Annotated in this window: 19 protein-coding genes; 10 read left to right on the top strand and 9 right to left on the bottom strand. The window is 57.8% G+C overall.

The annotated features are described in order from the left end of the window. Positions 1-20: 20 nt before the first annotated feature. Entirely contained in the window at positions 21-2438 is a 2418-nt protein-coding gene (ybbP, locus tag PO881_RS05090; protein WP_280172541.1) for a putative ABC transporter permease subunit YbbP, read from the bottom strand. Continuing rightward, positions 2435-3121: a putative ABC transporter ATP-binding protein YbbA gene (ybbA, locus tag PO881_RS05085; RefSeq protein ID WP_101762379.1), complete on the bottom strand. Its 687-nt coding sequence runs from the start codon at positions 3119-3121 to the stop codon at positions 2435-2437. The genes ybbP and ybbA overlap by 4 nt, the downstream gene beginning before the upstream one ends. Here ybbA and tesA point away from each other — a divergent pair. The 5 genes from tesA to PO881_RS05060 all read left to right on the top strand — a co-directional run bounded on the left by tesA (position 3089) and on the right by PO881_RS05060 (position 6890). Continuing rightward, positions 3089-3715 carry a multifunctional acyl-CoA thioesterase I/protease I/lysophospholipase L1 gene (gene tesA, locus PO881_RS05080; protein WP_210421272.1) on the top strand — a complete coding sequence of 209 codons (627 nt, stop codon included), beginning with the start codon at positions 3089-3091 and terminating at the stop codon, positions 3713-3715. The two genes, ybbA and tesA, sit on opposite strands and share 33 nt — an antisense overlap. A 31-nt stretch (positions 3716-3746) precedes the next feature. Then, positions 3747-4520: an SDR family oxidoreductase gene (locus PO881_RS05075; protein ID WP_137385302.1), complete on the top strand. Its 774-nt coding sequence runs from the start codon at positions 3747-3749 to the stop codon at positions 4518-4520. A gap of 79 nt (positions 4521-4599) precedes the next feature. Further along, positions 4600-5454 carry a co-chaperone YbbN gene (locus tag PO881_RS05070; RefSeq protein WP_280172540.1) on the top strand — a complete coding sequence of 285 codons (855 nt, stop codon included), beginning with the start codon at positions 4600-4602 and terminating at the stop codon, positions 5452-5454. 63 nt (positions 5455-5517) lie between these two features. Further along, a complete protein-coding gene (locus PO881_RS05065) occupies positions 5518-6432 on the top strand; it encodes an SPFH domain-containing protein (protein WP_101762383.1) in 915 nt (304 codons plus the stop codon). Beyond that, the gene (locus tag PO881_RS05060) at positions 6432-6890 is read left to right on the top strand and encodes an NfeD family protein (RefSeq protein ID WP_101762557.1); all 459 of its coding nucleotides are present in this window, start codon (positions 6432-6434) and stop codon (positions 6888-6890) included. Before PO881_RS05065 ends, PO881_RS05060 begins: the two co-directional genes overlap by 1 nt. Here the strand turns inward: PO881_RS05060 and cueR are convergent. Further along, entirely contained in the window at positions 6866-7282 is a 417-nt protein-coding gene (gene cueR / locus PO881_RS05055) for a Cu(I)-responsive transcriptional regulator (protein ID WP_101762384.1), read from the bottom strand. The two genes, PO881_RS05060 and cueR, sit on opposite strands and share 25 nt — an antisense overlap. Before the next feature lie 96 nt (positions 7283-7378). Here cueR and copA point away from each other — a divergent pair, with 96 nt between their 5' ends. The 3 genes from copA to ybaK all read left to right on the top strand — a co-directional run bounded on the left by copA (position 7379) and on the right by ybaK (position 11508). Continuing rightward, a complete protein-coding gene (copA, locus tag PO881_RS05050) occupies positions 7379-9898 on the top strand; it encodes a copper-exporting P-type ATPase CopA (RefSeq protein ID WP_280172538.1) in 2520 nt (839 codons plus the stop codon). Positions 9899-9966: 68 nt separating this feature from the next. Further along, on the top strand, positions 9967-10767 hold the full coding sequence (locus PO881_RS05045) for a TraB/GumN family protein (RefSeq protein WP_192414064.1): 801 nt from the start codon (positions 9967-9969) through the stop codon (positions 10765-10767). A gap of 261 nt (positions 10768-11028) precedes the next feature. Beyond that, positions 11029-11508 carry a Cys-tRNA(Pro)/Cys-tRNA(Cys) deacylase YbaK gene (ybaK, locus tag PO881_RS05040; RefSeq protein WP_137385298.1) on the top strand — a complete coding sequence of 160 codons (480 nt, stop codon included), beginning with the start codon at positions 11029-11031 and terminating at the stop codon, positions 11506-11508. Here ybaK and PO881_RS05035 read toward each other — a convergent pair. Beyond that, positions 11505-12374, bottom strand: coding sequence for a LysR family transcriptional regulator (locus PO881_RS05035; RefSeq protein WP_101762388.1), 870 nt, complete (start codon positions 12372-12374; stop codon positions 11505-11507). The genes ybaK and PO881_RS05035 overlap by 4 nt on opposite strands. Positions 12375-12464: 90 nt before the next feature. Between PO881_RS05035 and PO881_RS05030 the strand changes: the two genes are divergently transcribed. Then, positions 12465-12896, top strand: a complete 432-nt coding sequence (locus PO881_RS05030) for a multidrug/biocide efflux PACE transporter (protein ID WP_192236693.1) — start codon at positions 12465-12467, stop codon at positions 12894-12896. 50 nt (positions 12897-12946) lie between these two features. On the opposite strand, the gene ushA is transcribed toward PO881_RS05030, so the two are convergent. Further along, the gene (ushA, locus tag PO881_RS05025) at positions 12947-14698 is read right to left on the bottom strand and encodes a bifunctional UDP-sugar hydrolase/5'-nucleotidase UshA (RefSeq protein WP_280172537.1); all 1752 of its coding nucleotides are present in this window, start codon (positions 14696-14698) and stop codon (positions 12947-12949) included. A 459-nt stretch (positions 14699-15157) separates the two neighbouring features. On the opposite strand from ushA, the gene ybaL reads away from it, so the two are divergent. Continuing rightward, positions 15158-16846, top strand: coding sequence for a YbaL family putative K(+) efflux transporter (gene ybaL, locus PO881_RS05020; RefSeq protein WP_101762391.1), 1689 nt, complete (start codon positions 15158-15160; stop codon positions 16844-16846). Positions 16847-16893: 47 nt separating this feature from the next. Here the strand turns inward: ybaL and PO881_RS05015 are convergent, their stop codons facing one another. From PO881_RS05015 to PO881_RS05000, 4 genes are all read right to left on the bottom strand, one after another. Next, entirely contained in the window at positions 16894-18195 is a 1302-nt protein-coding gene (locus PO881_RS05015) for an inosine/guanosine kinase (RefSeq protein WP_101762392.1), read from the bottom strand. A gap of 58 nt (positions 18196-18253) precedes the next feature. Continuing rightward, the gene (gene hemH / locus PO881_RS05010; RefSeq protein ID WP_101762393.1) at positions 18254-19213 is read right to left on the bottom strand and encodes a ferrochelatase; all 960 of its coding nucleotides are present in this window, start codon (positions 19211-19213) and stop codon (positions 18254-18256) included. Positions 19214-19334: 121 nt separating this feature from the next. After that, positions 19335-19979, bottom strand: a complete 645-nt coding sequence (adk, locus tag PO881_RS05005; RefSeq protein ID WP_008103865.1) for an adenylate kinase — start codon at positions 19977-19979, stop codon at positions 19335-19337. Between the two features lie 151 nt (positions 19980-20130). Further along, entirely contained in the window at positions 20131-20961 is an 831-nt protein-coding gene (locus PO881_RS05000) for a DUF6024 family protein (RefSeq protein ID WP_110867728.1), read from the bottom strand. Positions 20962-20974 lie beyond the last annotated feature (13 nt).

Genomic DNA, 20974 nt, shown 5'->3' with positions numbered 1-20974 from the left:
TTTAAGACAAATCGTTTTGCTTATCCGGCATTGAAGCTTCTGAACAGCGCCTTCTGTTTTAACAGCCGAATCCCCAACCAGGCACCGCACAGCGAGAGCAGCAGCGCGCCGCCGATCGGCAAGGCGATCCACAACGTCCAGTCTGGCTGCCACGGGAAATCGAAGATCTTACGCTGCAAGCCCCACAGCGCCGCTTCCGCGCCCAGCGCCGCCGCAATCCCCGACACCACGCCCAGTAGCGCAAACTCACACCATAAGGTGCCGCGCAGCAGGCGCTTACTGGCACCCAACGTGCGATAGACCACCAACTCCTGCCGACGCTGACGCATGCCAACCTGGATCTGCGCCAGCAACAGCAGCACGCCGCACACCGTTACCAGCACCACCATCACTTCCAGCGCCTGGCTCACCTGCGTCAGCACCTGACCGATCTGGCGCATCATGCTGCCGATATCCAGCAGGCTCAGCGTCGGGAATGCACGATTAAGCTGCGCCAGCAGCGCCGGATTGCTCTCCATACGGAAGCTGGTCAGCCAGGTTTGTGGCTGCTGATCGAGTGCGCCCGGCGGGAAGATAAAGAAGAAATTCGGCCGCAGACTTTCCCAATCCACCTTGCGCAAGCTGGTGATTTTGGCGCTGAACTGCTGAGTATCGCCGCTGAAGGTTAAGCTATCGCCGAGCTTCACGCCCAGACGATCCGCCAGCTCCACCTCCATCGACACTTCACCAGGCTGCGGCGGCCAGTTACCGGAAATCAGCGGATTGTGATCCGGACGCTCCGCTTGCCACGTCAGATTAAGTTCGCGATTCAGCGCGTTATCCAGCTGGGGATCGGCCTCTTTGCCGTTTAGCTCGGTGAGACGTGCACGCACAATCGGGTAGAAGGTCTCCGGCTTAAGCTGATGCCCAGCCAGGAACTCGCGTACCTGCGGCACCTGCTCTTTGGTGATGTTCAGCAGGAAATAGTTCGGACTGTCCGGCGGCAGTTGCTGTTGCCAGCGATCCAGCAGATCGCCGCGCATCACCAGCAGCAGCGCCAGCAGCATAAATGACAGCGAAAACGCCGCCAGTTGGCTGAGCGTCATCGCTGGTTGACGCAGCAGACGGTTGATCGCCAGGCGCAGCGCCAGATTACGCACCACCAGCCGACGCAGCAGCAGCAAGGTGCCCCAGCCGAGTAACGCCAGCAGCAGCGCCAGCATCACCACGCCCGCCAGCAGCGCCCACAGCATTTTGCTGCCGCCCATTAGCAGCGCCAGCAAGCCAATCACCACCAGCGCCATTGCCGGCAGATAGAATCGCAGCGGCCAAACGTTCGCCACCGCATCCCGCCGCAGTACGCGCAGCGGTTGCGTCGCCATCAGCAAACGATACGGACGCAAACCCACCAGCAGCGAAATCACAAACATCGCGCCGATCGCCCACAACCACGGCCAGAAACTCGCCGCAGGCAGCGCGCCCGGCAGCACCGGTTTCAGCATCAGCAGCAGAATCACTTCAATGCCCTGCCCCAGGGCGCTCCCGACAATCGCCGCCAGCAGCAGCACCGCCAGCCATTGACCGATAATCAGCCGCTGCAGCGCCTTGCGCGTTGCGCCCAGCGTTTTCAGCACCGCCACCAAATCGTAGCGGCTGCGGCAGTAATGACTCATCGCCACCGCCACCGCAGCAATCGCCAGCATCAGCGTCAGCAAGGCGGAAAGCAGTAAAAACTGCTGCGCACGCTGCATTGAGCGGCCCAGCGCATCTTCCGAATTCTCCACGCTGATCCAGCGCTGATCGGCTTTTAGCTGCGGCGCGATCCAGCTGTCATAGCGCGCCAGGGGTGCCGGATCGCCGGAGAATTTATAGCGCCAGCTCAGACGACTGCCCGGCTGCACCGCACCGGTTTTCTCCACGTCGGCCAGATTCATTAGCAGACGTGGCGCGGTCTGGAACGGATTGAAGCCGCCATCCGGCTCCTGAATCACTTCCCCGGCAATGCGCAGCGTGGTGTCGCCGACATCCACGCTATCGCCCACTTTCAGATTCAACAGCGCCAGCAAACGCGGTGCGACCAACACCGTGCCCGCTTGTGGACGTAGGCCCGGCGGATCGGTTTGCAGCGTGCCGAACATCGGATAGGCATTGTCCACCGCCTTTACGTCCGCCAGCTGCGGCGTCTCTTGCGCGAAGGTCATGGTCATAAAGTGCAGCTGGCTGCTGACCGACAGCCCTTCATCACGCGCTTTGTTAAGCCACGCTTCCGGCGCGGGCGCGGTGGTACGCAGCGTGCGATCGCCCGCCATAAAGTCGCGGCTCTGCTGGCTTAAGCCTTTTTCCATGCGATCGCTGATCGAACCCAGCGCCAGCACGCAGGCCACGGCTAAAGTGAGCGCCAGCCAGACAATCAGCAGCGAGGGCGAACGCCACTCGCGCCAAAACCAGCGCCAAATCATGACTCCTCCCACAATTTGCCGTCGCGCAGCCGTAAGCGACGGTCGCAGCGCGCCGCCAGTTGTTCATCGTGCGTCACCAGAATCAGCGTGGTGGCAAAATCGCGGTTGAGGGAGAACAGCAGATCGGCGATACGATCGCCGGTTTTACGGTCGAGGTTGCCGGTGGGTTCATCGGCAAACAGCAAACCGGGACGGCCGCTAAAGGCACGCGCCAGCGCCACACGCTGTTGCTCCCCGCCAGAAAGTTGCGCCGGCAGATGGTGCAGACGATCTTTCAAACCCAGCACCGTCAGCAGTTCCACCGCCTGGCGGCGACTTTCGCGATCGCTGTCGCCACGCAGCAGCGCCGGCAGCTGCACGTTTTCCAGCGCATTCAGCGTCGGCACCAGCATAAAGGATTGAAACACAAAGCCCACTTCACGCGCGCGCAGCGCCGCTCGCTGCTCTTCATTCATGCTGTGCAGCGGCTGGCCAAGCAGATGCACTTCGCCGCTGCTGCCGTCGTCCAGTCCGGCCAGAATCCCCAGCAGCGTGGATTTGCCCGAGCCGGACTCGCCAATCAGGGCGATGGTCTCAGCTGGTTTGACAACCAGCTCAACTCCGGTAAGGATGGTCAGCTGATGCTCTCCCTGACCGACGGACTTAGTAAGATGATGAACTGCAACAATGTTTTCCGCTGGCATTATCCCTTCCTGTTGTTATTGCTTCTGCTGGTGTCCCGACTCGCCGCCGCCGATACCTTGCTGGTATTGGGCGACAGCCTGAGCGCCGGGTATCGCATGTCGGCCACGGCGGCCTGGCCCAGCCTGCTAAATAAAGAGTGGCAACAGCAGCCCAAAGTGGTCAACGCCAGCATCAGCGGAGATACCGCAGGGCAAGGGCTGGCGCGTTTACCGGACCTATTAAAACAGCATCAACCCCGCTGGGTGTTAATCGAATTGGGCGGTAACGATGGCCTGCGTGGTTTCCCGCCGCAGAATATCGCCGCAGACCTGACCAAAGTGATTGACGAAGTGAAAGCCGCGAAAGCGCAGCCGCTGCTGATGCAGATTCGTCTGCCGGCTAATTATGGACGTCGTTATACGGAAGCGTTTAGCGCGATCTATCCGCGCCTGGCACAGCAGTACGACATTCCTCTGGTGCCCTTCTTTATGGAGCAGGTCTACCTGAAGCCGGAGTGGATGCAGCAGGATGGAATTCACCCCAATCCGGATGCTCAGCCGTTTATCGCCAACCTGATGGCGACCGAACTGGCTCCGCTAGTAAAGCATGATTAATGCAGGCGTGTGATTTTTAACGGGTAAAGAAATGCAAAAAACAATTCTCATCACCGGCTGCTCGAGCGGCATTGGTTTGGTCGCCGCAAATGACCTTTTATCGCGCGGCTATCGCGTGCTGGCCGCCTGTCGCCGCGCCGACGATGTGGCGCGCATGGAAGCATTGGGATTTATTGGCGTGCAGCTCGATCTCGATGATGCCGCCAGCGTCGATGCCGCCGCCGATCGCGTGCTGGAACTCACCGATCATCGCCTGCACGCGCTGTTTAACAACGGCGGTTTTGGTCAATATGGGCCGCTCAGCAGCGTTTCGCGTCAGCAATTAGAGAAGCAATTTTCCACCAATCTGTTTGGCACTCATCAACTGACCATGCGCCTGCTGCCCGCGCTGCAAGCCAGCGGCAACGGACGCATCGTCAATACCAGTTCGGTACTGGGACTGATCTCGACGCCGGGGCGCGGCGCCTATGCCGCCAGCAAATGGGCGCTGGAAGCCTGGAGCGATGCGCTGCGTCTTGAAGTGCGCGACTCTGGCGTGCGCGTTAGCCTGATTGAACCGGGCCCGATAAGCACGCGTTTCACCGATAACGTGCATCAGGGCCAGCAGGATAAACCGGTACAAAATCCGGGCATCGCTGCGCGTTTCACGCTGCCGCCGGAAGCGATTTTGCCGAAGCTGCGCCACGCGTTAGAGAGCAAACATCCGCGCCTGCGCTATCCGGTAACGCTGGTGGCTTGGGCGATGAGCCTGCTGAAACGCCTGCTGCCAGGTTGGATACTGGATCGCATTTTGCGCAGCAACTAAGCTGCAACGCAGAATCAAACTTGAACCGGGGCAGCTTGCCCCCATATCCTCAACACACTTTCTGACAAGAGACGTATTCATGTCACACGCTTTGATTATCGGCATCAACGAATCCAACCTGCAGCAGACCTTAGAACAGTCGATGCAGCTGCCGGTGCTGTTCTATTTCTGGTCCGAACGCAGTCAGCACTGTCTGGAACTGACGCCGGTGCTGGATCGCCTGGCGCAGGAGTATGCGGGTCAGTTTATTTTGGCGAAGCTGGATTGCGATAAAGAGCAAATGGTGGCATCGCAGTTTGGCCTGCGCTCGATCCCAACCGTTTATCTGTTCCAGAACGGTCAGCCGGTTGACGGCTTCCAGGGACCGCAGCCGGAAGAGGCGATTCGCGCTCTGCTGCAAAAAGTGTTGCCGCGTGAAGAAGAAGTTAAAGCGCAGCAGGCGATGCAATTGATGCACGAAGGCAAACCGCTGGAAGCGCTGCCGCTGCTGAAAGACGCCTGGCAGCTGAGCAACAAAAACAGCGAAATTGGCTTCCTGCTGGCAGAAGTGTTGATCACCCTGAACCGCAGCAACGAAGCAGAAACCGTGCTGGATGCGGTGCCGCTGCAGGATCAGGACACGCGCTATCAGAGCCTGATTTCGCAAATCGATCTGCTAAAGCAGGCCGCCGATACGCCAGAAATTCAGCTGTTGCAGGAGCAGTTAGCCAGCGATCCGACCAATGCCGAACTGGCTGCTAAACTGTCGTTACAGCTGCATCAGGTTGGTCGCAACGAGGAAGCGCTGGAGTTGTTATTCAGCTTCCTGAAAAGCGATCTCAGCGTTGGTGACGGCCAGGTGCGTAAAATGTTCCAGGAAATTTTGGCCGCACTCGGCACCGGCGACACCCTCGCCACGCGCTATCGCCGCCAGCTTTACTCGCTGCTGTACTGATCGGTACCGCGCGTTAAACGGGCCGAACGACTCGGCCCGACAATCTGACAGCCAGGAGGTTATATGTTAACGGTCATTCCCGTCATCATTGTGCTCGCACTCGTTACCGTGTGGGCCGGTGTAAAAATTGTTCCACAAGGTTACCAGTGGACGGTAGAGCGCTTTGGCCGCTACACCAAAACCCTGGCGCCCGGCCTCAATTTGCTTGTGCCATTCATGGATCGTATTGGTCGCAAAATCAATATGATGGAACAGGTGCTCGATATCCCTTCGCAGGAAATCATCTCTAAAGACAACGCCAACGTCACCATTGATGCAGTCTGCTTTATTCAGGTTGTCGATCCGGCGCGCGCCGCCTACGAAGTCAGCAATCTTGAACTCTCGATCCTGAATCTGACCATGACCAATATCCGCACCGTGCTCGGCAGCATGGAGCTGGATGAGATGCTGTCGCAGCGCGACAACATCAACACGCGTCTGCTACATATCGTTGATGAAGCCACCAATCCGTGGGGCGTGAAAATTACCCGTATCGAAATTCGTGACGTGCGCCCGCCGCAGGAGTTGATCGCCGCGATGAACGCGCAGATGAAGGCGGAACGCACCAAACGCGCCGATATCCTTGCCGCCGAAGGCGTACGTCAGGCGGCGATTTTGCGCGCCGAAGGGGACAAGCAGTCGCAGATCCTCAAAGCAGAAGGCGAACGCACCTCGGCCTTCCTGCAAGCTGAAGCGCGCGAGCGTCAGGCAGAAGCGGAAGCCACGGCGACGCGCATGGTCTCCGAGGCGATAGCCGCCGGTGATATTCAGGCGGTGAACTACTTTGTGGCGCAGAAATACACCGACGCGCTGCAAAAAATCGGCGAAGCCAACAACAGCAAAGTGGTGATGATGCCGCTGGACGCCAGCAGCCTGCTCGGTTCAATTGCCGGTATCAGTGAATTGCTGAAGGAGAACCGGACGGAGCGCAGACCATGATCCTGATGGAGCTGATTGCGCATCCACACTGGTTCTGGCTGACGCTGGGCGGCCTGCTGTTGGCCGCCGAAATGCTCGGCACCAGCGGTTATCTGCTGTGGAGTGGCTTAGCCGCCGTCGCGGTGGCGCTGATTGAGTGGCTGTTTCCCATCTCATGGACCAGTCAGGGCATTGTGTTTGCGGTGATGACGTTGTTCAGCGCGTTCTTCTGGCATCGCTGGATGCGCTATCGCGAATCGTCGCAGGTCGCTAACACGCTTAACCAACGCGGTAACCAGTTAATGGGCATGCAGCTGACGCTGGATAATGCGCTGAAAAACGGCCTTGGACACGTACGCATTGGTGACAGCAGCTGGCGCGTGCAGGCGGACAGCGACCTGCCGGCGGGCACGCCGGTGATTGTCACTGGCGTGGTCGGCATTACGCTGATGATTCAGCCGCGCTTTCCATCGGCGTGATGGCAGCAACCGGCCAGGTGATTGATGATCGGGCACTCTGCGCTGTCATCGCCGGGGCAAGCCTCCGCCAGTTCCAGCAAGCGCGCACGCATTGCATGTAACTCTTCGATGTGCGCAGCAATCTCGTCGGCTTTCTGCAAAGTGCGCGCTTTTACATCGGCGCTGTGGCGCGCGGGATCGTTGAACAGCGTCACCAGTTCACGGCACTCTTCCAGCGTAAATCCCACCTGACGCGCCTGGCGCAGCAGATTCAGCTCATCAATATGATGCGCCGCGTAATGGCGATAGCCATTGTCACCGCGCGACGGCGGCGTCACCACGCCCTTCTCTTCGTAGAAGCGAATCGCTTTGCTGGTGAGTCCGGTTTTTTTTGCCACATCGCTGATGTTCATTTTTCCCCCTTGACCTTCCATTCAGGGGAAGGTTTAGGCTGTAGTTCTAATGCAAATTTTGCATGCAGTCAAAATCATTAGCCTGAGGAGTACACCATGTCACATACCCAACTGCTGGCGCTGGACGGCTTGTCCTGTGGCCACTGTGTAAAACGCGTCAAAGAAGCGCTGGAGCAGCGCAGCGATGTTGAACAGGCGGACGTCACGCAGCAAGAAGCGCGCGTGACCGGTGCGGCGAGCGCCAGCGATCTGATCGCTACGGTTGAACAAGCCGGTTATCACGCGGTGCTGAAAGACGGCGCAGCCAGCCCAAAGCTTGATCCGTTGACAGCTACAGAGCCGCCGCCGGAGGCGCTGACAACGGAGTCGCAACCGGCACAATCCACTGAAGCTGAGCTTCCTGTGCATCATTTACTGATTGGCGGCATGAGCTGCGCCAGCTGCGTAAGCCGCGTGGAACAGGCGCTGCAAAAAGTGCCGGGCGTCAGCCAGGCACGCGTCAATCTCGGTGAGCGCAGCGCGCTGATCATGGGTGATGCAAGCGCCGAAGCGCTGGTGAGCGCGGTCGATCAGGCTGGTTATTCCGCCGAAGTGATCGAGGATGAACAAACCCGCCGCGAACGCCAGCAGGTTAGCGCGCAGCACGCTATGCGCCGTTTTAGCTGGCAATCGGCGCTGGCGTTGCTGCTCGGCGTGCCGATGATGATATGGGGCATGCTCGGCGACAACATGATGCTGAGCGCAGATAACCAAACGCTGTGGCGCACGCTCGGCGTGATTACCTTGCTGGTGATGGTGATGGCCGGCGGCCACTTCTATCGCAGCGCGTGGCGCAGTTTGCGTCACGGCACAGCCACCATGGACACGCTGGTGGCGCTGGGAACCGGCGCGGCGTGGCTCTATTCGATGAGCGTCGCCCTTTGGCCCGAATTCTTCCCGCATCAGGCGCGTCATCTCTATTTTGAAGCCAGCGTGATGATCGTTGGCCTGATCAATCTCGGCCACGCGCTGGAGCAGCGCGCACGCCAGCGCGCCTCGCAGGCGCTGGAACGATTACTGGATTTAACTCCGGCGCAGGCGCGGGTCATCAGCGATCAGGGTGAAACACTGCTGCCGCTCAGCGAGGTTAAGTCCGGCATGACGCTGAAGCTGGTCACCGGCGATCGCGTACCGGTGGACGGTGAGGTCGCCAGCGGTGAAGCCTGGCTGGATGAAGCGATGCTGACAGGCGAGGCAGTGCCGCAGGCCAAACAGCCGGGAGATAAAATCTTTGCCGGTACGCAGGTACAAGACGGCACGCTGCACTTTGTGGCGCGCGCCATCGGCAGCCACACCACGTTGGCGCGCATTATCAATCTGGTGCGTCAGGCGCAAAGCAGCAAACCGGATATTGGCCGACTGGCGGATCGCATCTCCGCCGTATTTGTGCCGGTGGTGGTGGCGATTGCGCTGCTGAGCGGGGTTATTTGGTATCTGGCGGGTCCGCAGCCGCAACTGGCTTACACGCTGGTAATTGTCACCACGGTGCTGATCATCGCCTGCCCTTGCGCTTTGGGTTTAGCCACGCCGATGTCGGTGATTGCTGGCGTCGGACGCGCCGCAGAGCTGGGCGTGCTGGTGCGTGACGCCGATGCGCTGCAGCGAGCCAGCGAAGTCGATACCATTGTGTTTGATAAAACCGGCACCCTGACGCGCGGCACGCCGCAGGTCAGCGATGTGGTGCTGTATGGCGACTGGAATCGCGAGCAGGTGCTCAGCGCGGCGGCGCAGATGGAGCAAGGCTCCAGCCATCCGCTCGCCAAAGCGATTCTTGAGGCTGCGCCTGCGGTGAACGCCGAAGCGGTTAAGCAATTTCGTACAATACGCGGCAAAGGCATCAGCGCTACAGTGGCAAACAGAACGCTGCTGCTGGGGAATCAGGCGCTGCTGGATGAGCAGCAGGTTGATTACCGCGCCGCGCAGGACGATATCGCGCGCTTCGCCGCACAAGGCGCAACGCCGGTGCTGCTGGCCGACAATCAGCAGCTGCTGGGATTGATCGCGCTGCGTGACAGCTTGCGTCCCGAGAGTAAAGCGGCGCTGCAGCGTCTGCATCAGCAAGGTTATCGCCTGATTATGCTGACCGGCGATCACCAGAAAACCGCGGAGGCCATTGCCGCCGAAGCGGGTATTGATGAAGTGATTGCCGGCGTGTTGCCGGATGGCAAAGCGCAGGCGATTACTCAGTTACAGCAGCAAGGCCGCAAAGTGGTGATGGTCGGCGACGGCATTAATGATGCGCCCGCGCTGGCGCAGGCCGATGTCGGCATTGCAATGGGCGGCGGCAGCGATGTGGCGGTAGAAACCGCCGCCATGACGCTGATGCGCAACGATCTGCACTGCGTCGCCGATGCGCTGTCGATCTCCAGCGCTACGCTGCGCAATATGCGGCAAAATCTGTTGGGCGCCTTTATCTACAACAGCCTCGGGATTCCCATTGCGGCCGGCGTGCTCTATCCGTTTACTGGCATGCTGCTGAGCCCGATTGTCGCGGGCGCGGCGATGGCGCTGTCATCCATTACCGTGGTGAGCAACGCTAACCGTTTGTTGCGCTTCAAGCCGGCGCAACGGCAATAGCCATTCCAGCCCTGTTTTTCATGAGATGAAATCGCTAGCATGGTTTTTTGCCTTAAAAAGGACAGGGAATGAGACACGGTCTGTGGCACAGCATCCAACAACGGATCGCGACCCTTTTTCCGGCCAGTTACAGCTGGCCGGCCATGGATATTCAGCTGGGCGATCGTCGTTTGCATTTGGCGGGCAGCATTCACATGGGCACGCGCGATATGCAGCCGCTGCCTGCCGGGCTATTGCGCCAGCTGCATAAAGCCGACGCGCTGATTGTCGAAGCCGATATCACTCAAGGCGAATCGCCGTTCAGCAATGATGATGAACATCCGCCGCTGGCAATGCGACTCGACGACGACGTGCTGCAGCGCTTGCAGGCCTTGTGCGATGAGCTTTCGCTGTCACTGAGCCTGTTCGATACGCTGCCGTTCTGGCAGATCGCGCTGATGTTGCAGGCGCAACAGGCGCAGCGGCTGGGATTGCGTCCGCAGTTTGGTATCGATTATCAGCTGTTGCAGGCGGCCAAAGCGGCCAACAAACGCATTATCGAGCTGGAAGGTCCGGAAACGCAGATCGCCCTGCTGAAATCGCTGCCGCAGGATGGTTTGCCGCTGTTGCTGGATACGCTGGAACACTGGCACACCAACGCGCGCCTGCTGCAAACCATGATCAGCTGGTGGCTGGATGCGCCGCCCACCCAGCAACCGGTGGCGCTGCCGACCACCTTTAGCAGCGAGCTGAACGACACGCTGATGCGCAACCGCAACCAGCACTGGCGCGAGCTGCTGCTGGCGTTACCGAAAGGGCGTTATGTGGTGGCGGTGGGCGCACTGCATCTGTATGGCGATGATAATTTGCCGGGACTGCTGAAGAGCTGATTTATGCACATTTCGTAGCGGCGCAATTTATTGCGCGTTGAGACGCGCCGCTACGGGCTTGTGCGGTTGATTAACTGTGCGTTTGGCAGAAAAAAAGAAGGCCAATAATACTATTGGCCCGTCAAAGAGGAATTTGTTTATGATTTTGGTTATCACCAACAATCTCTTGCTGGCGCGGGCCAATTCTCGCGCAAAGTTCAGAATTTCGCCACTGTTTTTCCATCAAAACTGAAATAAGAATTTTCCTAACAAGGACCGATCATGACGCCTGCGGTAAAACTTCTGGAAAAACAAAAAGTCACCTTTACCCTGCATCCCTACGACCACGATAGCCACGAAACCAATTTTGGCGACGAAGCGGTGCGTAAACTTAATCTGGATGCGCGCCAGGTGTTCAAAACCTTGCTGGTATCGCTCAACGGCGATGCTAAAGCGCTGGCGGTTGCGGTGACGCCGGTCTCAACCCAATTGGATCTAAAAAAGGTCGCCAAAGCGCTGGGCGCGAAGAAAGCGGATATGGCCGATCCGCAGCTGGCACAGCGCGTGACCGGTTATCTGGTAGGCGGCATTAGCCCGCTGGGACAGAAAAAACGTCTGCCGACGGTGATCGATCGGCAGGCAGCGGAGTTTGCCACCATCTTTATCTCCGGCGGCAAACGTGGGCTGGATATCGAGCTGGCCGCGCAAGATTTGTCTCGCCTGCTGGATGCGCCGCTGGCCGACGTCGCACGGCGCGATTAGTCGGGCTGCTGGGCGCAGAGTTGATCGATCATCCAGCGCCCGGCCGGTCCCGGCGGATTACGCCGCGACCACACCACATCAACCGCGATATGCTGCGGCCAGCCCGGCACCGGCAACTCCTTCAGCACCTGATGACCAAACTGCTCCACCAGCCAGCGCGGTAATATACTCCAGCCAAAACCCTGCTCCGCCATCTCTAACAGCAATAAATAAGATGGCGCCGACCACACGCGTCCGGCGGGCAAGGGATCGCGATTTTGTACCCAGGTATTGAGTCGCAGATGCCGCAACTCACCTAACTGCCCTTCACTCACCTGCTGAGCCTGCGACAGCGCATGATCCTGATGAAGGTAAATCGCCATCTGCGCCCCCACTTGCAAGCGTGCCACCGCCAAATCCGGTGGCAATTGTGGCTGCGCCCGCACCACGCCAAGGTGCACGCGCCCGGCTTGTATCAAATCTAATGCATCAGCATCCTCGGCGATCATGCACTCAAAATCGATATCTGGATAACGCACCTCAAACCGGTTAAGCAGATTTTCATGGTGATCCGCTTGCCAAAAATCGGAGATCGCCAGGCTAAGGCGCGGTTCTACGCCCTGCGACAAGCGCACTGCCAGCTCATCCAGCCGCTGGCTGGCGGCCAGAATCTGCTGCACCTGCGCAAACGCGCGCTGGCCATGCTCGGTCAATACCGGGTTACGTCCGCTGCGATCAAACAGCGTGAAACCCAGATCGTCTTCCAGATTAGCGATCGCGTTACTGATGGTGGACTGGCTTTTAGACAACGCGCGCGCCGCCGCCGAAAAGGATCCGCTGGCCACGGTTTGCACAAACGCCTCAAGGGATTCCGGGGAATATTTCATGTTGAACCATCGCTTTTATCGATAGGTGATCATTTTATCTTAGCATCACCCAGTGCGAAAATAGGGGTTATCACCAATAAGGAGGTTTATATGCGTACCCGTTCGCTGAAAGAACGTTTTTGTCATGCCGCAGGCTTTGAAGGGTTAGCACTTATCACTGTTGCGCCGCTGGCTGCCTGGATCATGGAGAAACCGCTGTTTCAGATGGGCGCGCTGGCGATTATGCTGTCGACCGTCGCCATGCTGTGGAACATGATCTATAACACCGGCTTTGACCGCATCTGGCCGCCACAGGTGAAACGCGGATTCGGTTTACGCGCCATGCATGCGCTAGGCTTTGAAGGCGGTTTTATCCTGATTGGCTTGCCGATTGCCGCCTGGATGCTGAATATTTCGCTACTGGAAGCCTTTGTACTGGAAGTGGCGTTCTTCCTGTTCTTCCTGCCCTATACCATGGTTTACAACTGGATGTGGGATAAGTTGCGACACCGTTGGGTGACGCAGAAATCCTGTCGGGCCTGATGCGCATATAAAAAGTGGTCGCCATAAATGGCGACCTACGAGCGCAGAGTTTAATGTTGTGCGGCGCGCGGCCAGATCCAGGCCAGAATCATTTGCGGGTAGCTTGGTTTGCGTTGCTTCTCCAGCGCTTTGTTGCGCTCTTCAATTTGTGCTGCTGTCAGATGCACAATCCCGCCAGGTTGATAATCCGCTACCTTCAGCGGTGAATGCTGGCTGACATAATCACGCAGCACATCCGCATCGCGCTGCCCGCTGTTGCTGAAGCCAGCATGGGTTTCAATGTTCGGATAACCATCGCCGCCGCTGGCGTTAAAGCTGTTAGTCGCCATGCGGTAGGTTTTATCCTTTTGCAGCGGTTCGCCATTAATCTTCACGTCGCTGACGCCTTTACCATCCGCCACCAGGCTGATGTTGCTGAACTGCGCGAAGCCGCCGGAATCCACTTTGATATTGGCAACCGTCGCCAGATAATTCAGCACTTCATTACCACTCAGCGTCACCGACACCACCTGATTGCCAAACGGCTGCACCTGCAACAAATCGCGCCAGCTGAGATTACCCTGCGCCAGCGAAGTGCGAATGCCACCGCCGCTCATCACCGCAAAGTCCGCTTTGGTCGCCGCCATTTGGGCGCGCAAAATTAGCTGCCCAAGATTGGTCTGCTCAAAGCGTACCTTGTCGCGCTCACCGACAAACACGCCGTCGCTGCTGCCGACTTTGACATCCAGTTTCTTGCCAGCACGCAGTTGATACGGCGTTAACAGCTTCATCATCGCGCTGTTTTTCGGGATCTCTTCCTGCCAGGTAAGCCAGGATTCGCTGCCATCAAGATTCTTTACTTTATGCTTGAGGTTGACCGGGATCAGCTGGTAATTCTCCAGCGTCAGCTCACCATTGCGGAAGGTGAAGTCGCCGCGCCCAACAAATTTGCCCCACTCTTTTGCCTGCATGATCCACACGCCGTTTTGCCGATCCGGCTGGCAGGGCTGGCCTGGCTGATAATCTTTTACGCTGACGTTCTCTTTCTCCATGCACACCGCATCCTGCGAATGGCCGCCAATGATCACGTTGATGGTGCCCAGCGGCAGGCTGCGCGCCAGCTCCACGTCGCCCGGCGCATTGCTGCCGTGCTGACCGTCGTCGTAGTGGCCCATGTGTGTCAGCGCGATGATGACATCAGGCTTTTCGCTGGCGCGTAGTTCCGCCACCGCTTTTTCGGTCTCTTTCACCGGATCGCGAATATCAATCGTCGCAATGTTTTCCGGATTGGCGATGCGCAGCGTGTCGGTGGTGGTCAGGCCGATCACCGCAATCTTCAGCCCCATGCGGTTAAAGGTTGCCCACGGCTTAAATAAGCGCGTGTCGGTGCCTTTTTGATAGATGTTGGCCGAAAGGAACGGAAATTTGGCCCACTTCTGCTGCTGTTGCAGCACGCTAAGCGGTTTGTCGAATTCGTGGTTGCCCAACGCCATGGCGTCATAGCCCACCAGGTTCATGCCGCGAATGTCGGGTTCAGCATCCAGCATGTCTGACTCTGGCACGCCGGTATTCACATCGCCCGCCGACAGGATCAGCGCGCCGCCACCTTTGGCCTGCACATCGTAGCGCTGTTGATCCATCAGCGTTTTCTGTGCCGCAAGGCCATATTCGCCTTGTGCGTTCGGCCAGTAACGACCGTGATGATCGTTGGTGTGCAGAATGCTGAAACGATAACTGCGATCCGTTTGCCACGCCTGCGCCAGCATCGGCAGCAGTAACACTGTCAGCGCTAGCCAGCGCCCTTTTCGCGGTGATAAAAACAAAGTCGATCTCCTTATTCTGCGTTTTTCCACTTAGCGGTGGACTTAATGTGCGTTATCGCCCTTCTGTGTCGCACAGATGGCTGGCTAACTCAAGATGAAACACGCATTGCATCATGGCACAGCGTGACGACCAGCATTTTTAAATTCGCTTCTCGCTGGGAATGACAACCCAATTCTACACTTGGCGGTGACTTTATCGACTTAGGACCGCTTTATCCGTAACAACCCCTGCTGCGAAGCCAATTTCCCACTGCAACTATTTTTTCCGCGTCACCCGTCATTCTGCGTATTTCCAGTCGATATCGTGAGATAACTGACGAAAATGGAGCTTCAGCTGCGTTTTAGTCTCATTTTTTCAATTTAGTGGGCTTTAACCGCTCAAATGTTTAAACGCGGTGAGTGATTGTGCATTACACTAGGTTGTTACAAGCGGATACATTTGCACACAAGGAGACAGGCATGCATCACACCACACCGTTGATCACTACCATTGTCGGGGGACTGGTCCTCGCATTTCTCCTTGGTATGCTGGCAAACCGCCTGCGCATCTCACCGTTAGTCGGTTATCTTCTGGCTGGCGTCCTGGCCGGCCCTTTCACGCCAGGCTTTGTCGCGGATACCAACCTTGCCCCTGAACTGGCTGAACTCGGCGTTATTCTGCTGATGTTCGGCGTCGGTTTGCACTTCTCGCTGAAGGATTTGATGTCGGTAAAGTCCATCGCCATTCCTGGCGCCATCGCGCAAATCGCCGTGGCGACGCTGCTGGGAATGGGACTTTCATGGACAATGGGCTGGTCGTGGATGACCGGCCTGGTATTTGGTTTGTGTCTTTCCACCGCCAGTACCGTGGTGCTGCTGCGTGCGCTGGAAGAGCGTCAGCTGATTGATAGCCAGCGCGGGCAAATCGCCATTGGCTGGTTGATCGTGGAAGATTTGGTGATGGTGCTGACGCTGGTGCTGCTGCCAGCCATCGCCGGCATGCTGGAACAGGGCAACGCCAGCCCAACGCTGCTGTTGTGGGATCTGCTGCTGACCATCGGTAAAGTCGTCGCCTTTATGGTGCTGATGATGGTGGTTGGCCGTCGCGTGGTGCCGTGGATTCTGGCAAAAAGTGCCGCGACCGGCTCGCGTGAGCTGTTTACCCTTGCGGTGTTAGCGCTGGCGCTCGGTATCGCCTTTGGCGCCGTCGAATTCTTTGATGTCTCCTTCGCCCTCGGCGCCTTCTTTGCCGGCATGGTGCTGAACGAATCTGAACTTAGCCACCGCGCGGCGCACGATACCTTGCCGCTGCGTGATGCGTTCGCCGTCCTGTTCTTTGTGTCCGTCGGCATGCTGTTTGACCCGATGATCCTGATTGAGCAGCCGCTGGCGGTGCTTGGCGCGCTGGCGATTATCGTGCTGGGCAAATCCATTGCCGCCTGGCTGCTGGTAACGCTGCTGGGTCATTCACGTCGCACCGCGATGACCATTTCGGTGAGCCTGGCGCAGATTGGTGAATTCGCCTTTATTCTCGCCGGCCTCGGCATCTCGCTCGGCATGCTGAGCGAGGAAGGCCGCAATCTGGTGTTGGCGGCGGCGATTCTCTCCATCATGCTTAACCCGATTCTGTTTAGCGTGCTGGAACGCTACCTCGACAAAACCGAGACCATCGAAGAACAGACGCTGGAAGAAGCGATCGAAGAAGAGAAGCAGATTCCGGTGGATATCTGCAATCACGCAGTTTTAGTAGGTTATGGCCGCGTCGGCAGCCTGCTGGGGCAAAAGCTGATGGAAGCGGATGTGCCGCTGGTGGTGGTGGAGAACTCCCGTCCGCGCGTTGAAGCGCTGCGCGAGCAAGGGATCAAAGCGGTGCTGGGCAATGCGGCACGCGTGGATACCATGGAACTGGCGCGCCTCGACTGCGCCCGCTGGCTGCTGCTGACCATTCCGAATGGCTACGAAGCCGGTGAAGTCGTGACGGCAGCGCGCGAAAAGCGTCCGGACATTGAGATAATTGCCCGTGCGCATTATGACGATGAAGTGACCTACATAATGGAGCGCGGCGCGAATCGCGTGGTGATGGGCGAGCGTGAGATCGCCAACAGCATGCTGCATGTGCTGGAAGAAGAGATTGCGCAGAACCCGATTGTACGTGAGTGCCCGATTTAAGTGAGTGCGGTCTTTGGCAAGGTCGCCATGAACGGCGACCTTGCGTTTTATCTGTCCCAATATGACTCTTCTAAGCTGTCTTCCCGCTCCGGCAGGCCGCGCGTCAGGCGCGGTGAATGCTGGTTCAGCACCTGATAACTTACCCGGTTCGCGTATTTACACACCTGTGCCAGCGACGAATAGGTCAGGTAGGCGCGGCCGTGTTTGCTGGAGTTCGGCACTTTTTGGCGGTGGAAGTTGTTAGCGGTGATGTCGTGCAGCAGCGCCGCCAGCGCACCATCGCCTGCGCCGTTGGTGTTCATGATCTTCTCTGGGCCGCCCATATATGGCGCGATATGCGAGAAGATGCGCAGCGGCTGATCGCAATCCTTGTGGCGCATCGCGCGGCTAAATTCATATTGGTTGAACTCAGCCAGCGCGCCCGGCAGCAGCGGATGGTTGGTTTTGCGCTTGTACTCTTCTTCAGTGAAACCGGCCATGTACAAACCGGTTGGCCCAGCGGTACACAGCACCAAATCCACCCAATCCAGCGCCATATTCGACGCCAGCAGCGGATCCTGCTCGCCGGTCAGCGCAAAGGCTTCTTCTTCGTTCATCGCCACAATTGAGACGTGATCGCGCAGGAAATCGCGCCAGAACTGCGGATTATCCTGAATCACGTATTTGGTGCCGAGCGTCAATACCACCGGCACGTTGTGTTTTTTGGCGTAGTCGATGGCGCGTAAAGTGGCTTCCGGCATCGGTTCGCCCGGCTGGCAGCGCACCAGATAGGAAGTCAGCACCAGCGCCGACGCGCCTGCAATGACCTCTTCCGGAATGCTGTTGGCCTGCAGCTGGTTCATCAAGCCGGGACTGATGGCAAAGGTACGCTCGCCCTGCTCGCCAATCAGCGTAAAGCAGCGGCCAATCGCGCCATCGACGCCCTGCAGGAAGTTAAGATCCATGCGGCTGGAGGTGTTGCACAGGTAGCGATAGGCGTAGCCGCCGATCTGAATGTTATTGCACATCACGCCGAGCAGCACCGAGCGGTCATCTGCCAGCACCGAGTAGTTATGCAGGGTATTTCCGATGGTGCCACCGGCAAATTGATGGCTGATGAGCGCTTCGCGCATCAGTTCGTTGTAGAGCGCCTCGGCGGTGGCATCGTCGATCACCAGCGAGTGACCGGCGCTTAAACCGTAACGCTGCAGAAAGTCGTCGTCGACTTTGGCTTCAATATCCACCAGCGTCTGGTCGATACCCACCACCCAACTGCCCTCTTCCTGCTCTTGCTGCGTGGCTTGCAGCAGCGGATCGCGCGCGTTGACGGGGAAATAGTGTTTGGATTTGCGTTTGCCGGGAAATTTCATCGAGAGTGCCGTCAGGGAAAATCAGGCAGAGAATGATATCACACTCTCTGCCACACCCTTAACGGCGCGCGTTGACCAGTTGCACCATCATTTCAATGTGCTCCGCATCGGCGTTGAGCGCAGGAATGTACTCGAACTTTTCGCCGCCGGCATGCAGGAAGATCTCGCAGTTCTCACCGCTGATCTCCTCCAGCGTTTCAAGGCAATCCGCCGCAAAGCCCGGACTCATCACCTGCACGTGCTTTATGCCTTTGGCCGGCAAACTTTTCATGGTTTCATCGGTGTACGGTGTCAGCCACGGCTCGCGACCAAAGCGCGACTGGAAGGTCATCATGATCTTGTGCGGCGCAATGCCCAACGCCGCGGCCAGCGCATCGGTGGTGTCTTTGCAACGCAGCGGATAATCATCGCCTTCATTGGCGAAACGCTGCGGAATGCCGTGATAGGACAGCACCAGCAGATCCGGTTCGCCATGCAGCGCAAACGAGCGCTCAACCGAGGCTTTGAGCGCAGCGATGTAAGCCGGATGCTCCGCGTAATCGCGGATAAACGCCACTTCCGGCAGCGAGCGCAGTGGTTTAAAGCTGGTGGCTAAGCCATCCCAAACCGCGGCAACCGTCGAGCAGGAGAACTGCGGATAGAGCGGCAGCACGATGAGTTTGGTCACGCCCTGATCCAGCAAGCGTTTCAGCGCGCTGTCGAGGCTTGGCTGGCCGTAGCTCATACCGAGTTCAACCGGCATATCGAGGCGCTGCGCCAATGCTTCACGCTGACGCTTGCTGAATACCATCAGCGGCGAACCTTCATCCATCCATACGGAAGCATACAGTTTCGATACGCGTGGCGAACGGAAAGGCACGATGATGAAATTGAGAATCGGCCACCACAATAAGCGCGGTGTATCAACCACTCGTGGATCGCCGAGGAATTGCTTCAGATAGCGTTTAACCGCAGGTGTTGTGGGTGCGTCTGGTGTGCCTAAGTTAACCAGCAAAACCCCGGGCTTTTCTTGCCTCATGGTATTTCCTTGATGTCGAAACGAATGGGTCGAATGCAAAATCAGGGGGAAATTGTAGCGGAAATTGAAGGAGGGGAAAGCAATTGCTGCAAAAGGGCCGGACAACCGGCCCCTCAACGCATTAACCGAGAATCGTGGCCAATTGCGTGCTCACTTCGGCGACAGGACGCGTGCCGTCGATTTTGTGATATTCGGTGTTGCCGTCTTGCGCTTCTTTGCCGTAGTAGGCAATCAGCGGCGCAGTCAGTTGATGGTATTCCACCAGACGCTTACGCACGGTCTCTTCCTGGTCATCTTTACGCGTGGTCAGCTCTTCGCCGGTCAGGTCATCTTTACCTTCCACTTTCGGTGGATTGTAAGTGACGTGATAAACGCGGCCCGATGGCGTGTGTACGCGACGGCCAACAATACGATCCACAATCAGCTCGTCCGGTACAGCGAACTCCAGCACGTAGTCAACCTTGATGCCCGCTTCTTTCATCGCGTCAGCCTGCGGGATAGTGCGTGGGAAGCCATCGAGCAGGAAACCGTTTTTGCAGTCTTCCTGCGCGATACGCTCTTTAACCAGCGCAATCACCAGCTCGTCAGTCACCAGTTTACCGGCATCCATGATCGCTTTTGCCTGTTGGCCCAGTTCCGTACCTGCTTTTACTGCCGCACGTAACATGTCACCGGTGGAGATTTGCGGAATACCGTATTTCTCCATGATGAATTGAGCCTGAGTGCCTTTACCTGCGCCCGGAGCTCCGAGCAGAATAATACGCATTGCGTAATTCCCCTTGCGAATCGCATTGTTCAATCTGAGAAGGCGAAGAACATACCATTATGGCCCGCGCACCACAAGGAAACGGGCGCGCTCGCCACGAAAGGTCTACTTTGACCTGCTTTGTCAGCAAATACCAGCAGAGTGCCCGTTTTTAGGAATCACGGCTAAGCATGAGCACGTCTTTGAGGCGTTTTTTCAGTGCGGGTGTGACGTTCAGCTGTTTGTTGACCCCACCGCGCACGTCGGCGCGCAAGCGTAATTGCGCCTGTTCGGGCAGCACCTGAACATCCTGCGGCAATTCACTGGCATTAAGGCCGTTCGGCAGCGGAAAAAGTGCAAAGGGTAAACCCGGTTGCTGAATGGAGTGCAGGATGAATGGCGAGTCGAGCGCGATTTTTTCCACCATCGCAATATTGTACGGACGCCATTCGCTGTCCTTCATCATTGCCAGCGCCTGTTCTGGCGCGCCACCGAGCGCTAATCCTTGCTCAAACAGCCGCAGCTCGCTGCGCACCAATGTGCTGAAATCGGCGGTGCGCAATGCGATTAACACCAGATCGCCGCATAACGCCGCATGGCGATCAAGGCGGGCGACAAACAGTCGCGCATCGCTCACCAGCCGTTTATGCAGCTGCGTGGCAAACGACTCCGATGCATCGGTAACGCCGTGGCTTTGACATTCGCTTAACGCTCGCACGCGACCTTGCTGCATATCAACATGATCCACCAGCGCAATATTGCCCGCCGTCATCGGCAAAGTGGGCAGCACGCTCAGTTCACTAACCGGATAGTGCGAGGCATAGCGCGTGTGATTACGTGATTGCTCCTGACGGAGAAACAGCTGGGAAAGCAGCACTCGCGAGATATGCAAAGAGGGAGCGAAGAAGAGATCGAAATTTTCAAGCCGGTAATAACGGGAAAGCGAGCCGCGAAGCTTATCGCGCGCCGCCGCCGCCCTGGCAGAAGCAAGTTGTGGAGCCATCGCGTGGTATGTC

The sequence above is a fragment of the Pantoea sp. SS70 genome (assembly GCF_029866845.1).
In the GTDB taxonomy this organism is placed as follows: domain Bacteria; phylum Pseudomonadota; class Gammaproteobacteria; order Enterobacterales; family Enterobacteriaceae; genus Pantoea; species Pantoea leporis.
The sequence above is the reverse complement of the archived record's forward strand: the minus strand, read 5'-3'. Positions and strand labels throughout refer to the sequence as shown.